Consider the following 13,690-nt stretch of genomic DNA (forward strand, 5'->3'; position numbering starts at 1 on the left):
CTTGCAATAGTCCGTCGAAATATTGCAGACTTCGGTGGGCGATCTTATGGTGTGGGCACCTCGCATCAGAAGGGTCAGACCATGCAGAGATCCACCGGACTCCTGCTCGTAACCGTGCTCGGGCTCGCGGCCACGGCTTGCGGCTCGGGCGAGCCCGCCTCCCCTTCCGCCGGCGGCGCCGGGGCCGTGACGATCACGGTGGCCTGCCAGCCCGCCAAGTCGGCGCCGAAGGAGCGGCAGGCCTGGGACGACGACGTGGCCACGTTCATGAAGAACCACCCCGGCGTGACGGTCAAGAGCACGGACCAGCAGCCGTGCTTCGACCCCAAGACGTTCGGCCCCAAGATGGCGGGCGGCCAGATGGAGACCGTCTTCGTGGTTCCCGTGACCAACTACGCCGACGTCATCGGCAAGGGCCAGGCACTCGACATCACCCCGTACACCAGCACGATCAAGAACTGGAACGACCTGCGCCCCGACGTCCGCGAGCTGGTCACCAAGGACGGCAAGGTGTACGGCGTGCCGAACGTGCACTACGGCGTCGGCCTCGTCTACAACCGCGCCCTGTTCGCCAAGGCGGGGCTCGACCCGAACAGCCCGCCCACGACGTGGGCCGAGGTCCGCGAGGCGGCCAAGAAGATCGCCGCCCTCGGCCAGGGCTACGTCGGCTACGGCGAATACTCCGGCGGCAACACCGGAGGCTGGCACTTCACCCAGGCGATCTACGGCCGCGGCGGCGACATCCTGACCCCCGACAACACGAAGGCCGCCTTCAACTCCCCTGAGGGCAGGGCCGTGCTGCAGACCCTGCACGACATGCGCTGGGTGGACGACAGCATGGGCAACAAGCTCCTGGTCGGCTGGGAGTCGCTGATGATGGCGATGGGCAGCGGCAAGGTGGGCATGATGCTCGGCGCGCCCGACGTGGTCACCGACGTGGTCAACAAGTTCAAGGGCAACGTCGCCGACTACGGCATCACCGGATTCCCCGAGGCCAAGGCGTCGCTCAGCGGCGGCGAAGCCTTCATGATCAACCCGAAGGCCACCCCTGAGGAGGCCAAGGCGGGCCTGGCCTGGCTCGACTTCCGCTTCAACACCGTCGGCAAGGGCCGCTTCGACTTCGCCCGCGGCAAGGCCCTCGGCAACCCGGTCGGCGTGCCGGACAACGACGTCTACGGCGATTCGCCCACCGGCAAGGCGATCCAGGCCGACCGCGTGAAGAACGCCTCGCTGCCGGTCGAGAACTACGAGCCGTACGTGCGGGCCGCCGCCACGATCCCGCCGAAGGCCGAGCCGGTGCACGCGCAGGAGTTGTACGCCATCCTCGACGTGCCCATGTCGGGCGTGCTGAGCCGCGAGGACGCCGGCATCGACCAGCTCCTCGCCGACGCCGAGACCAAGGCGAACTCCCTGCTGGCGGCCAAGGGCTGACCCTGTGGGAATCGTGAGGCGCAATCTGACGGCCTACGGGTTCCTGTGCGCGGCGCTGGCCTGCTTCGCGGTGTTCGCCTGGTATCCGATGGTCAGGGAGTTCGTCCTGAGCTTCCAGAAGACCGACCTGATCAACCCGCCCGAATGGGTGGGCCTGGACAACTTCGCCGCAGCCGTCCAGGACCCCGCCTTCAGCGAGGCCTGGCTGAACACCGTGGAGTTCACGCTCCTCGCGTTGTTGTGCGGCTATGCCGTGCCGTTCGTCGTCGCGCTCGTGCTGAACGAACTGCGCCACGCCCGGGCCTACCTGCGTTTCGTCGTCTACCTGCCGGTCATGTTGCCGCCCATCGTCGCGGTGCTGCTGTTCCGGTGGTTCTACGATCCGGGGCCCGGGCTGTTCAACCAGATCCTCGGCGCCGTCGGCCTGCCGCCGCTGGCCTGGCTCGACAGCTCGTCCACGGCGCTGATCTCGCTGGTGCTCGTCTCGACGTGGATGAACATGGGCAGCGCGACGCTGATTTATCTCGCCGCCCTGCAGAACATCCCGCCCGAGCTGTACGAGGCCGCCGAGCTCGACGGGGCCGGCATCCTCAAGCGCATCAGGCACGTCACCATCCCGCAGACCCGGCTGATCCTCCTCCTCATGCTGATGTTGCAGATCGTGGCCACCATGCAGGTCTTCATCGAGCCGTACATGCTCACCGGCGGCGGGCCGGAGAACGCCACGGTCTCGGTGGCGTACCTGATGTACCAGTTCGCCTTCTCGCAGATGAACTACGGCCAGGCGGGGGCGCTCGGCATGATGCTCATGCTGGCCCTCCTCGTCTTCGCGGCCTTCCAGCTCCGGACGACCAGGGAGGACCAGGCATGACCTCCGCAACGGACGTCCGGCCCGCCGCACGACGCAGGGCCGGGAAGAAGCGCGCGCCGAGACCCATCCACGTGCAGTTCCGCACGATCGTCTCGCCGCACCAGCTCAACAGCAGGTGGGGGCGGCGGATCTACTGGCTGGTGCTGGCCGCGGTCATCGTGCTGTTCACGCTGGCCTTCGTCTTCCCGCTCTACTGGATGGTCACCGGCGCCATGAAGACGCCGGAGGAGATCGCCGAGATGCCTCCGTCCCTCTTCCCCGCCCGCCCGACGACCGACGCGTTCGCCGAGGCGTGGGACCTGTTCGACATCGGCACGCTGCTGGCCAACACCGTCTACTATGCGCTGGGCGCGTGGGTGTTCTCCATGGCGGTGGACGTCACGGCCGCGTACGCGCTGTCGAAGCTGCGGCCGGCCTTCGGCAACGTGATCCTCGGCGCCATGCTGGCCACGCTGATGATCCCGCCGATGGTGATCCTCATCCCGCTCTACGTCACGATCGTGGACCTGGGACTGCTCAACAACCCGTGGGGCCTGTGGTTCCCCGCGGCGGCCAACGGCTTCAACATCTTCCTGCTCAAACGGTTCTTCGACTCCATTCCCCGCGAGCTGATCGAGGCGGCGCAGATCGACGGCGCCGGCCCTCTGCGGGTGTTGTGGTCGGTCGTGCTGCCGGTCTCCAGGCCGATCCTCGGCGTGGTCTCCATCTTCACGATCGTCACCGCGTTCAAGGACTTCGTCCTGCCGCTGCTGGTCATGACCGACAGCGACAAGATGACCATCAGCGTGGGCCTGTCGCAGACGGCGGGAGCGGTGACCCAGAACCAGGTCATGGGAGGCCTGGTCATCGCCGGCATCCCCATGATCATCGTTTTCTTCATCTTCCAACGGCACATCATGGCGGGACTCACCGCCGGAAGCATCAAGGGATGAGCGCATGTCGCAAACGTGGTGGCGGGGAGCCGCGATCTACCAGGTCTACCTGCGTAGCTTCGCCGACGGCAACGGCGACGGCGTGGGTGACCTCGCCGGCCTGCGCACCCGCCTGCCGTACCTGAAGGACCTGGGGATCGACGCCATCTGGCTGAACCCGTGGTATCCGTCGCCGATGGCCGACGGCGGCTACGACGTGGCCGACTACCGGGACATCGAGCCGGACTTCGGCACGCTCGCCGAGGCGGAGCGGTTCATCGCCGAGGCGCACGAGCTGGATATAAAGGTCATCATCGACGTGGTGCCGAACCACAGCTCGACGCAGAGCGTCTGGTTCCAGGAGGCGCTGGCGAACCCGGCGGCCAGGGACCGGTTCTGGTTCAGCGACGAGCCCGTGAACGACTGGCAGTCCATCTTCGGCGGCTCCGCCTGGACCCAGGTGCCCGACGGGCAGTGGTATCTGCACCTGTTCGCCCCCGAGCAGCCCGACTTCAACTGGGCCAACCCGGAGGTGCACAGGGAGTTCGAGGACGTGCTGCGGTTCTGGTTCGAGCGCGGCGTCGACGGTTTCCGCATCGACTCGGCGGCCCTGCTGTACAAGTCGGACACCGGCTACGAGGACCTCGACGAGGTCCACGACGTCTACCGCCGGTGGCGCGAGGTGGCCGACGAGTACGGCGAGCGCGTCCTGATCGGCGAGGTCTGGCTGCCCGACCAGGAACGGTTCGCCCGCTACCTGCGCCCCGACGAGCTGCACACGGCCTTCAACTTCGACTTCCTGTCCTGCCCGTGGGACCCCGCCGAGCTGCGCCGGGTCATCGATCTGACGCTGGCCACCCACACCCCGATCGGTGCCCCGCCCACGTGGGTGTTGTCCAACCACGACGTGACCAGGCCCGTCACCCGATACGGCCGCGCCGACACCACGTTCGAGCACGGCGGGCGCCTGCACGGCACCCCGTCGGACCCGGAGCTGGGCTACCGGCGGGCGCGGGCGGCGGCCCTGCTGTCGATGGCACTGCCCGGCTCGGTCTACGTCTACCAGGGCGACGAGCTGGGCCTGCCGGAGGTGGAGAACCTTCCGGACGAGCTCCGCCAGGACCCGATGTTCGCCAGGTCGGGCGGCGCCAACCCGGGCCGCGACGGTTGCCGGGTGCCGCTGCCCTGGTCGGGCGACGAGCCGCCGTACGGCTTCGGGACGGGCACGCCCTGGTTGCCGCAGCCGGAGAGCTGGCGCAGGCTCACCGCGCAGGCCCAGCGCACGGATCCTGGGTCGATGCTCACCCTCTACAGGACGGCCCTGGCCATCCGGCGCGACCGGCTGGGCGACGGCACCATGACCTGGCTTCCGCTGGGGGAGAACGTGTTGGCCTTCAGCCGCGAGTCGGGCCTGACCTGCGTCACCAACCTGGGCCCCGACCCGGTGCCGAGGCCCGCCGGCGAGGTCGTCCTGGCCAGCGGCCCGCTGGAGGACGGCGCCCTGCCCTCGGACACCACGGTCTGGCTGACCACGAGCTGACCGCTCACGCGCTGTGCGCGGTGTGGACGGCCCGGCGGGTCCCGGCCGCCTCGGGTGCGGATCGTCCGCGCCTGAGGAGCCGCAACCCGCCGGCCGCCGCGAGCGCCAGGCACAACCAGGCGAACCAGTCGCCGAAGCGGGCGTAGACGGTGGTGCCCGGCCCCTCGGGCACGCCGGCGGCGGCCATGACGAACGCGCTGCGGCCGCTTTCGGTGTCGGTCTCGGCGAGCACCCGTCCCCACGGGTCGGAGATCATCGGCGTGCCCTGCTGGGCGGCCCACGCCACCGAGAGCCCGCTCTCGACGCCGCGCAGCAGCGCGTTGCGGCTGTGCTGGCGACCGTTGCCGAACTCGTCGGCGGCCGGCGTCGCCAGCAGGCGTGCCCCCGCCAGGGCGTAGCCGCGGATCGGCATGGGGAAGTTGAGGTCCATGCAGTTGGCCAGGCCGACGTCGCGCCCGTGTCCGTGCGCGAAGACCAGCGCGTCGCCGCGGCGGAAGGGCGCCCCGGGGGCGAAGTGCCACTTCGTGTAGGAGACCGGCGCGGACCCGTCGGCCGGGAGGTGCACCGAGTAGTTGTACTTGATCTCCGGGGTCGTGTGCACGATCCCGATCACCACGTCGACGCCTCGCTCGCGGGCGACCGCGCGCAGCGGCTGGAGCGCGCCGGCCAGGCTGTCCTCGTCGGTGCCCAGAGCGCCTTCCGGCAGCACGGCCATCGTGCCCTCCGGCAGCGCCGCGATCTGGGCCGCGTAGTCCTTGATCAGGGCCTGGCCTCCCGGGCCGGCCGCGTCGGGGGCCCACTGGTAGCGGCTCGCCGACATGACCACCACCCGCTGCGTGACGGGTCCGCCCGCGTCGGCCAGGCGCAGCACCCCGAAGCCGAGCACGACGGCGCACGCCGCCACCCCTGCGACGCCGGTGCGCAGCCGCGCCCCAGGGACCGCTCCCGGCCAGGCCACCGCCGCGATGGCGGCCGGCACCATGAGCACGAAGAACGTCACCCCCCACGCGCCCGTCACCGAGGCGATCTGGATCACGACGGGCACGTCGGCCACCGACGTGGCGAGCGGCCAGACGATGCCCGTCGGGTTGGCGAGGACGGTCACGTACATGAACGCCACCCATACGGCGGGCGGCGCGCTCGCGGCGAGCAGCGGCAGCCCGCGCAGGAGGAGCGCCCGGAACAGCCAGGCCACCAGCCCGAACAGCAGGGAGCTGCCGATGACGATGGTGATCCCGATGGGCAGCGGCACCGACGGCGTCTTCAGGAAGAACTCGAACTGGTTGCTCACGCCCAGCAGGTACGCCAGAAAGGCGACGCAGAAGGTCGCCCTCGCGCTCACCCGCGGCGCCAGCAGCAACACCGGCAGCGGGGCCAGCCAGGTCAGCGCCGGGATCGGCGCGAAGCCGGTGCCGAAGTAGAACAGCAGCGCCGAGGCCGCCAGCGCGGCCGGCACCCTGAGTCGTGATGCCATGAAGCGTCCCCCGTCCGTTGGCGTGTATACACCGTAAACACCGACGTATACGGTGTCAACATGCCGCGGGGTGACACCGCCGTCCAGCGCTACGATCGCCTGATGGCCCGCCTGCGCAGAACGCCCCCGCACGACCTGGCGCCGCACGCCCGCGCCCTCTACGAGAAGATCACCGCCGGCCCGCGCGGCACGTTCATGGTGGATCCCGAGGGCGGGCTGACGGGCCCGTTCAACGCGATGTTGCTCAGCCCACCGGTCGGCGACGCGCTGCAGGAACTGGGCGCGGCCGTCCGCTACCGATCGACGCTCACCGACCGGGCGCGGGAACTGGCGATCCTGGTCGTCGCCGGCCACCACGACAGCGCGTTCGAGCGGGCCGCCCACGAGCCGATCGCCCGCGACCTGGGCTTCACCGGCGACCAGCTCCAGGCGCTGCGCGACGGGTCGCCCCTGTCGCTGCCCGCGGACGAGCAGGCGGTCCTCGACGTCGCCCGCGCCCTGGTGGCCAGAGGCGACCTCGACGACGACGAATACGCGAAGCTGGAGGAGAGCGTGTTGTTCGAGCTGACCACCCTGGTCGGCTACTACACGACGCTGGCGCTCCAGCTCCGCGTCTTCCGTGTCTAATTGGGCGGCGGGCCGCCGCAGGCTCCACGGATGCTCTTGAACCAGGCCTCGTACCGGTCGTGCAGGTCGCGGCCGGAGAGCCGCAACCAGGCGTCGTCGGCGTTCTCCAGGTACGTGAAGTTCGCGCTTCCGGTGTAGACGCGGGGCGTGATGTCGTCGTCGTAGAAGCCGTCCAGCATCATGAGCTTGGTGTGCGGCACCACGCTCCGCGAGCCGACGGTGAACCGGCAGGGCGTGACCTGCATGTATTTCCCGTTGGACGCCTGGGTGGCGAGGACCTTCCTGATCTCGCTGTCGACGTTCGTCATGGCGTTGCCGGCGTTCTCGTAGTAGACGATGTCGATCCAGCAGTTCTCGCCCCTCAGCCGCAGCAGCTCGTTCGCGATGGCCTTGCGGTTCTTGTTGAAGGCCGTGAGCGCCATGCGGATGTCGGTCTGCCGGGTGACGCCGTCGGCCGTCTTGTACGAGCACTCGACGAGCCGCAGGATGTTGACGACGGGGTCGCCGGACGACACCCGGCGGGGGAAGAACATCGCCCGGATGGGAGTGCCGGTCGGGGTGGTCCAGAAATAGCCGGGATTGACCGACGTGCGCCGGCCCGCGCGCAGGTCGTCGAAGTATTTCAGGTAGCCGTCATAGACCGTGGCGTCGGTGAAGGTGTAGGCGTCGTTGTAGGAGTTGTACAGATACCAGTCGGACAGGTTCGACGAGGTCTGGAAGCCGACCTTGGGGTGCACGGTGCCCTCGACCAGCACGTTGGAGAAGAGGGCGAACTTGTTGTGCTGGTAGTTGCGCGCGATGCAGCCGCGGTCGTCGGCGGACGGGTCGGGATATTCGCAGCCCACCACCCACGAGCCGGCGCTCTCCGAGGTGCCGAGCGCGGCGGTCAGCTGGGCCTCGACGGCGTCGTTGGAGGCGTCCTCGCGGCTGTCGAGGATGACCTTCACCCGCACGCCGCGCTCGTGGGCGGCGACCAGCGCGCCGGCCACCTCGCTCGACCGCTGGCCGGCGGAGAACTGGTGCATCACGAACCGGATGTCGCCGCCGGGCTGCACCGCCTGGATCAGCCTGATCAGCTGGTCCATGACGGCGGACTGGGCGGCGCTCGGCGTGCCGGGCACGCCCGAGTCGGCGGTGGGATCGTTGAAGACCGGCGCGTCGAGGACGGGCGGCCCGGTGACCGCCGTCCGAACGGGGGCGGCGGCGGCCGGGTGACCGGTGGCCAGGAGCGAGGCGGCCAGGCATAACGCCACGGTGACGCGGCGGGTGACGGATCTCGTGGTCATGGGGGTCCCCTTCGGAGAGTGGGGCATGATCGTCGAGATCGACTGTCGTGTCAGTGGCCGGAGCTGTCAAGGCCGCGGTCAGGCCGACTCGCGGATCACCAGCTCGGTGGGCAGGATCACCGGCTCGCTCGCCCCGCCCTCGAAGAGGTTGAGCAGCAGCCTGACCATGGCCGCCGCCTGCTCGGCGACCGGATGGCGGAGCGTGGTCAGCGGCGGCTCGGTGTATTTCGCCGCCTCTATGTCGTCGAAGCCCACCACGGCGACGTCGTCGGGCACCCGCCGGCCGGCCTGGCGCAACGACTGCAGCGCGCCGACCGCCATCAGGTCGTTGGCCACGAACACGGCGTCGAGCTCGGGGTCGTCGCGCAGGAGCTGGCGCATCGCCACCGCCCCCGACTCCCGCGTGAAGTCGCCGACGGCGACGATCGAGCGGTGGTCGGAGTCGCGCAGCACGTTGCGGTAGCCGGTCAGGCGGTCCTGGCCGCCGATCATGTCCTGGGGGCCGGCGATCGTGGCGATCCTGCGCCGCCCCGTCTCCACCAGGTGCCGCACCCCCGCCTCCGCGCCGCCGATGTTGTCGTTGTCGACGTAGGGGATCTCCACGGGGACGGCCGGCCGGCCGTAGGAGACCACGGGGACGCGCAACCGCGACAGGGCCGACGGCAGCGGGTCGGCGCCGTGCATGGAGATCAGCATGACGCCGTCGACGTGACCGCCGGAGATGTAGCGCTCCACCCGGGCGTGGCTCTTGGCGGAGGAGGCCATCATGAGCACGACCTGCTTGTTGACCGCCTCCAGCTCCATGGAGGCCGACCTGATCGCCGTGGAGAACATCGGGTCTTCGGAGAAGACGCGGGTGCCGGGCTCGCTGACGACCAGGGCGATCGAGTCGGTGCGCTGGGTGACGAGGCTGCGCGCGGCGGAGTTGGGGACATAGCCCAGCTCGTCGATCGCGCGCAGCACGGCGTCACGGATGTGCGGCGCCACCGTCGTCTGCCCGTTGACGACCCGGGAAGCGGTGGCGCGCGACACGCCCGCCCGGGCGGCGACCGCTTCCAGCGTCGGACGTCTCATGGCTGGACCGGCAGAAGGGAGAGCATGGAAAAAATCTACAGGCCGTTTCGGCTGATCACGTCCCGGTACCAGAGGGCGCTGTCCTTGGGCGTCCTGGTCTGTGTCGCATAGTCCACATGGACGATGCCGAAACGCCGCCGGTAGCCCTCCGCCCACTCGAAGTTGTCGAGCAGCGACCAGACCAGATAACCGCGCAGGTCCGCGCCCGCCTCGATGGCCCGGTGCACCTCGCGCAGGTGCCCGTCCAGGTACGCCACCCGCTCGTCGTCGTGCACGCGCCCGTCCTCCACGACGTCCTCGAAGGCCGCGCCGTTCTCCGTGACCATCAGGCCGACCTGCGGGTAGTCCCGCGAGAGGCGTACGAGCAGCCTGGACAGGCCGTCCGGCACGATGGGCCAGCCCATCGCGGTCGTCGGCGCGTCCGCCGCGGCGAACCTGACGTCCTCCGAGCCCGGCCACGCGGCGTCCGCGGGCAGTCCCGGGCCCGCCTCGACCACGCACGGGTTGTAGTAGTTGACGCCCACCAGGTCGATCGGCGCGTTGATGAGCGCGAGGTCGCCGTCCTGGATGTGGCCGGTCCCGCCGTTGCGGGCCGCCGCGTCCAGCACCTCCTGGGGGTACTTCCCGTACACCGCCGGGTCCAGGAACTGCCGGGTCAGCAGCGCGTGGATGCGGTGGGCGACGGCCGCGTCCGCCTCGTCCGGCACCGCGGAGGGGTTGTTGACCTGGGCGGGGGTGAGCACCGGCGCCGAGTTGACCACCAGCATGATGCTCCGCGCGCCTCCGGAGCGCAGCCGCCGCGCGGCCAGCCCGTGGCCGAGCAGCAGGTGGTGCGCGGCGCGCATGGCGTCGGCCGGCAGACGGCGGCCGGGGGCGTGCACCCCGTTGCCGTAGCCGAGGAACGCCGCCACCCAGGGCTCGTTCAGCGTCGCCCAGTCGTTGACGCGGTCGCCGAGCCGGTCGTGTACGGCCTGGGCGTAGTCGGCGAACCGGTGGGCCGTGTCGCGGTGGGTCCAGCCGCCGCGTTCTTCGAGAGCTTGGGGAAGATCCCAGTGATAAAGCGTGACGTAGGGCGAAATTTCGGCGGCTAGTAGTTCATCGACGAGCTTGTCGTAGAACGCCAGGCCGCGGGGATTGATCGGCCCCGCGCCGTCGGGCTGGATGCGCGGCCAGGCGATCGAGAACCGGTAGGCCGCCAGCCGCAGCTCGCGCATCAGCCCGACGTCGTCCCGGTAGCGGTGATAGTGGTCGCACGCCACGTCGCCGGTGTCACCGTCCGCCACGCTCCCGGGGGTGTGGGAGAAGGCGTCCCAGATCGACTGGCCCCGCCCGTCCTCCTTGACCGCCCCCTCGATCTGGTACGAGGCCGTGGCGGCTCCCCAGACGAAGTCCTCGGGAAAGATCATCCCTTCACAGCTCCTTGCATGATTCCGCCGATGATGTGCTTGCCGAACAGGGCGAAGACGGCAACGAGCGGCAGCGTGCCGATCGCCGTTCCGGCCAGGCCCAGCACGTAGTCGTTGACGTATCCGCTGGCCAGCGTCGACAGGGCGACCTGGACCGTCGGGTTGTCCGGGCTCAGCACGACCAGCGGCCAGAAATAGTCGTTCCAGGCCGACATGAAGGTCAGCATGCCGAGCACGGCCGCCGCGGGCCGGGCCGCGGGCAACACGACGTGCCAGAACAGGCCCCACGTCGTGCACCCGTCCACCCGCCCGGCCTCCAGCAGTTCGGTGGGCAGGGCGCGCGAGAGGTACTGCGTCATGAAGAACACGCCGAACGCGTTGACCAGCGCCGGCACGATCAGCGCGTAGTTGGTGCCGGTCCACTCCAGCTTCACCATGAGCATGTAGAGCGGGATGATGCCGAGCTGCGCCGGGACCATCATGGTCGCCACGGTGATCACCAGCATGGCGTTCTTGCCCCGGAACCTGAGCTTGGCGAAGGCGAACCCGGCCAGCGTCGAGAAGAACATCACCGCGACGGAGATCGATCCGGCCACGATGATCGAGTTGAGCAGCGCGAGCCCGAAGGGGACGGTGTCGAAGACCCGGGCGACGTTGGCGAAGAAGTTGCCGCCGGGCAGCAGCGGCGGCGGCACCTCGGCCAGCGCCGAGTTGTGCCGGGAGGCCACCACGACGCTGTAGTAGAGCGGGAACGCCGAGAAGAACGCGACCGCGGTCAGGGTCAGGTAGCGCAGCCTCATACGAGCCCTCCCTTCGCCCTGCGGGTGATCAGGAAGTTGATGCCGGCCACGATCACCACGGCCAGGAACATCAGCCAGGACGCTGCCGAGGCGTAGCCGAAGTCGAACGTCGAGTTCGCGAAGCCCTGCTCGTAGACGAACAGCGCCAGGGTCTGGAACTGCCGGTCCGGCCCGCCGGTGGCGATGCCGCCCCCGCCGCCGCTGCTCTGGCCGAACAACATGGGCTCGGCGATGATCTGCATGGCGCCGATCGTGGAGACGATGACCACGAAGATCATCGTCGGCCGGATCATCGGGATGGTGATTCTGCGCAGCTGCGTGAAATTGTTCGCCCCGTCGAGGGTGGCGGCCTCGTACAGCTCGCGCGGCACGGCCTGCATGGCGGCCAGGAAGATCAGCGCGTTGTAGCCGGTCCAGCGCCACATGATCATCACCGAGAGGGCGACGTGGGAGCTCGCGGTGCCCGCCGCCCAGTCGATGCTGCCGACGCCGAACCACGACAGGACCCAGTTGATCATGCCGAAGTCGCGGCCGAAGAGCTGGCTGAAGATCACCACCACCGCCACCACGCTCGTGACGTTGGGCAGCAGCAGCGAGACCCGGAACAACGTCTGGAACCGCAGCCGCCGGTTGAGCAGGTGCGCCAGCCAGATGGCCAGCGCGAGTTGCGGCACCGTCGACAACACGCCGATGGAGAGCGTGTTGAACGTGGCGTTCCAGAAGTAGTCGTCGGCGAGCAGCGTCGCGAAGTTGTCCAGCCCGACGAACGTCTGGGTCTCCGACAACAACGTCCACTCGTGCAGGCTCACCCAGGCCGTGTAGATGAGCGGGAACAACCCGAACGCGCAGAACAGCAGGAAGAACGGCGCCACGTAGGCGTACGGCGACACCCTCACGTCGAGGGTGTGCCGCACGCCCTGCCCGCGCCGTCGCGTGACCGCGAGGGGAAGAGTGCTCATTTGATCTTCTTGACGTCCTCGAGCACCTGCGCCCACGCCTCGTCCGGCGTCTGCTTGCCCTGCTCGACCCGGCCGAGCCCGTTGCCGATGGCGACCCGGACGTCAGCCTCCTTGGGGCCGAGGTGCTGCGGCTTGAGCGCCTTGGCCGCGTCGGAGTAGATCTTGCCGATGGGGGCGTCACCGAAGAACGGCTTGGTGAAGTTCTGGATCTCCGGGTCGTCGTAGAGCGCCGGGATCGAGGGGAACGTGCCCTCCTCCTTGAACACCTTGGCCTGGTTCTCCTTGGAGGTGAGGAAGTCGATCAGCTCCGCCGCCTCCTTCGGGTGCTTGCTCTGCTTCGGCACCATCAGGTGCGAGCCGCCGCTGTTGCCCGAGCCGCCGGGCACGGCCGCGATGTCCCACTTGCCGGAGGCGTCCTTGGCCTGCTCCTGGATGAAGCCCGTCATCCAGGCCGGGCAGATGATCGTGGCGAACGAGCCCTTGGCGAAGCCGGTGTTCCACGGCGGGGAGAAGGCCGCCAGCTTCGCGGTCAGGCCCTCCTGGGTGAGCTGGTTCGACAGGTCCCAGGCCTTCTTCACGTCGGGGTTCGAGTCCACGATGATCTGGTCCTGGGCGTCGTACAGGCCGACGGGGGCCTGGTTGACCATGGCGCGGAAGATCTCGCCGGGGGAGTCGACGAACTTCGCGCCGGCCACGTCCGCCGCGGCGAACTTCTTGCCGGTCGCGATGTACTCGTCCCATGTCGGCCAGAGCGCCGCCACCTTCTCGCGGTCGCTCGGCAGGCCCGCCTTCTCGAACAGGTCCTTGCGGTAGCACATGGCCAGGCCGCCCACGTCGGTGCCGAGCCCGAGCACCTGCGAGCCGTCCTTGCTCAGCCCCTGCTGCCACTTCCAGTCGAGGTAGTCGGCCTGCCGCTTGTCGAGCCCGAACTGCTTGAGGTCGGTGAACTTGGCGGGCTGCGCGGTGAACGTGCTGATGTAGCCGACCTCGACGGCCGTGACGTCGCCCGCGCCCGAGTTCGTGGCCAGCCGCTTGACCAGGTTGGTGTGGTGGTCGTTGAACTGCGTGACGTTCTCGACGATCTCGATGTCGGGGTGCGTCTTCTTGTATTCCTCGTAGAGAGGTTTGAACCCGAAGTCGCCGAAGAGGTCGACGGTCAGCTTGATCTTCTCACCGGGGTTGGCGCTCGCCTCTGCGGCGGAGTCCCCGCCACCGCCGCCGCCGCACGCGGCCGCCAGGGTGAGCGCGGACGCGGCGAGCAAGGACAGGCCGATCCGCCGGATACGAGGGGTCATCGGAAACCCTCCTGGG

The 13,690-nt window shown here is 69.2% G+C and carries 12 protein-coding genes; 5 read left to right on the forward strand and 7 right to left on the reverse strand.

The genetic code is table 11. The annotated features are described in order from the left end of the window. Positions 1 to 81: 81 nt before the first annotated feature. From ABGA98_RS29640 to ABGA98_RS29655, 4 genes are read left to right on the forward strand one after another with little or no spacing between them, the layout of a single operon-like run. A complete protein-coding gene (locus ABGA98_RS29640; protein ID WP_347621698.1) occupies positions 82 to 1,431 on the forward strand; it encodes an extracellular solute-binding protein in 1,350 nt (449 codons plus the stop codon). A 13-nt stretch (positions 1,432 to 1,444) separates the two neighbouring features. Continuing rightward, complete coding sequence (locus ABGA98_RS29645) at positions 1,445 to 2,302, forward strand: sugar ABC transporter permease (RefSeq protein WP_347621699.1); 858 nt, start codon at positions 1,445 to 1,447, stop codon at positions 2,300 to 2,302. Beyond that, positions 2,299 to 3,234, forward strand: a complete 936-nt coding sequence (locus tag ABGA98_RS29650; protein ID WP_347621700.1) for a carbohydrate ABC transporter permease — start codon at positions 2,299 to 2,301, stop codon at positions 3,232 to 3,234. The genes ABGA98_RS29645 and ABGA98_RS29650 overlap by 4 nt, the downstream gene beginning before the upstream one ends. 4 nt (positions 3,235 to 3,238) lie before the next feature. Then, a complete protein-coding gene (locus ABGA98_RS29655; protein WP_347621701.1) occupies positions 3,239 to 4,753 on the forward strand; it encodes a glycoside hydrolase family 13 protein in 1,515 nt (504 codons plus the stop codon). A gap of 4 nt (positions 4,754 to 4,757) precedes the next feature. Here the strand turns inward: ABGA98_RS29655 and ABGA98_RS29660 are convergent, their stop codons facing one another. Next, entirely contained in the window at positions 4,758 to 6,227 is a 1,470-nt protein-coding gene (locus tag ABGA98_RS29660; RefSeq protein WP_347621702.1) for a nitrilase-related carbon-nitrogen hydrolase, read from the reverse strand. 60 nt (positions 6,228 to 6,287) lie between these two features. On the opposite strand from ABGA98_RS29660, the gene ABGA98_RS29665 reads away from it, so the two are divergent. Then, positions 6,288 to 6,854, forward strand: coding sequence for a carboxymuconolactone decarboxylase family protein (locus ABGA98_RS29665; protein ID WP_347621703.1), 567 nt, complete (start codon positions 6,288 to 6,290; stop codon positions 6,852 to 6,854). On the opposite strand, the gene ABGA98_RS29670 is transcribed toward ABGA98_RS29665, so the two are convergent. The 6 genes from ABGA98_RS29670 to ABGA98_RS29695 all read right to left on the reverse strand — a co-directional run bounded on the left by ABGA98_RS29670 (position 6,851) and on the right by ABGA98_RS29695 (position 13,674). Beyond that, the gene (locus tag ABGA98_RS29670; protein WP_347621704.1) at positions 6,851 to 8,140 is read right to left on the reverse strand and encodes a phospholipase D-like domain-containing protein; all 1,290 of its coding nucleotides are present in this window, start codon (positions 8,138 to 8,140) and stop codon (positions 6,851 to 6,853) included. The genes ABGA98_RS29665 and ABGA98_RS29670 overlap by 4 nt on opposite strands. A 78-nt stretch (positions 8,141 to 8,218) precedes the next feature. Continuing rightward, entirely contained in the window at positions 8,219 to 9,214 is a 996-nt protein-coding gene (locus ABGA98_RS29675; protein ID WP_347621705.1) for a LacI family DNA-binding transcriptional regulator, read from the reverse strand. A 35-nt stretch (positions 9,215 to 9,249) separates the two neighbouring features. After that, a complete protein-coding gene (locus tag ABGA98_RS29680) occupies positions 9,250 to 10,620 on the reverse strand; it encodes a GH1 family beta-glucosidase (RefSeq protein ID WP_347621706.1) in 1,371 nt (456 codons plus the stop codon). Beyond that, on the reverse strand, positions 10,617 to 11,420 hold the full coding sequence (locus ABGA98_RS29685; RefSeq protein WP_347621707.1) for a carbohydrate ABC transporter permease: 804 nt from the start codon (positions 11,418 to 11,420) through the stop codon (positions 10,617 to 10,619). Before ABGA98_RS29685 ends, ABGA98_RS29680 begins: the two co-directional genes overlap by 4 nt. Continuing rightward, positions 11,417 to 12,379, reverse strand: coding sequence for a sugar ABC transporter permease (locus ABGA98_RS29690; protein WP_347621708.1), 963 nt, complete (start codon positions 12,377 to 12,379; stop codon positions 11,417 to 11,419). The genes ABGA98_RS29685 and ABGA98_RS29690 overlap by 4 nt, the downstream gene beginning before the upstream one ends. After that, positions 12,376 to 13,674, reverse strand: coding sequence for an ABC transporter substrate-binding protein (locus ABGA98_RS29695; RefSeq protein WP_347621709.1), 1,299 nt, complete (start codon positions 13,672 to 13,674; stop codon positions 12,376 to 12,378). Before ABGA98_RS29695 ends, ABGA98_RS29690 begins: the two co-directional genes overlap by 4 nt. Between the last annotated feature and the right edge of the window lie 16 nt (positions 13,675 to 13,690).

The organism is Nonomuraea sp. B1E8 (assembly GCF_039871515.1).
Lineage (GTDB): Bacteria > Actinomycetota > Actinomycetes > Streptosporangiales > Streptosporangiaceae > Nonomuraea.

Excerpts from the sequence above, each read along its gene's own strand:
- ABGA98_RS29675 (WP_347621705.1), bottom strand. The coding sequence starts at position 9,214 with ATGAGACGTCCGACGCTGGAAGCGGTCGCCGCCCGGGCGGGCGTGTCG.
- ABGA98_RS29660 (WP_347621702.1), bottom strand. The coding sequence starts at position 6,227 with ATGGCATCACGACTCAGGGTGCCGGCCGCGCTGGCGGCCTCGGCGCTG.
- ABGA98_RS29670 (WP_347621704.1), bottom strand. The coding sequence starts at position 8,140 with ATGACCACGAGATCCGTCACCCGCCGCGTCACCGTGGCGTTATGCCTG.
- ABGA98_RS29650 (WP_347621700.1), top strand. The coding sequence starts at position 2,299 with ATGACCTCCGCAACGGACGTCCGGCCCGCCGCACGACGCAGGGCCGGG.
- ABGA98_RS29655 (WP_347621701.1), top strand. The coding sequence starts at position 3,239 with ATGTCGCAAACGTGGTGGCGGGGAGCCGCGATCTACCAGGTCTACCTG.
- ABGA98_RS29665 (WP_347621703.1), top strand. The coding sequence starts at position 6,288 with ATGCCGCGGGGTGACACCGCCGTCCAGCGCTACGATCGCCTGATGGCC.
- ABGA98_RS29695 (WP_347621709.1), bottom strand. The coding sequence starts at position 13,674 with ATGACCCCTCGTATCCGGCGGATCGGCCTGTCCTTGCTCGCCGCGTCC.
- ABGA98_RS29640 (WP_347621698.1), top strand. The coding sequence starts at position 82 with ATGCAGAGATCCACCGGACTCCTGCTCGTAACCGTGCTCGGGCTCGCG.
- ABGA98_RS29690 (WP_347621708.1), bottom strand. The coding sequence starts at position 12,379 with ATGAGCACTCTTCCCCTCGCGGTCACGCGACGGCGCGGGCAGGGCGTG.
- ABGA98_RS29685 (WP_347621707.1), bottom strand. The coding sequence starts at position 11,420 with ATGAGGCTGCGCTACCTGACCCTGACCGCGGTCGCGTTCTTCTCGGCG.
- ABGA98_RS29680 (WP_347621706.1), bottom strand. The coding sequence starts at position 10,620 with ATGATCTTTCCCGAGGACTTCGTCTGGGGAGCCGCCACGGCCTCGTAC.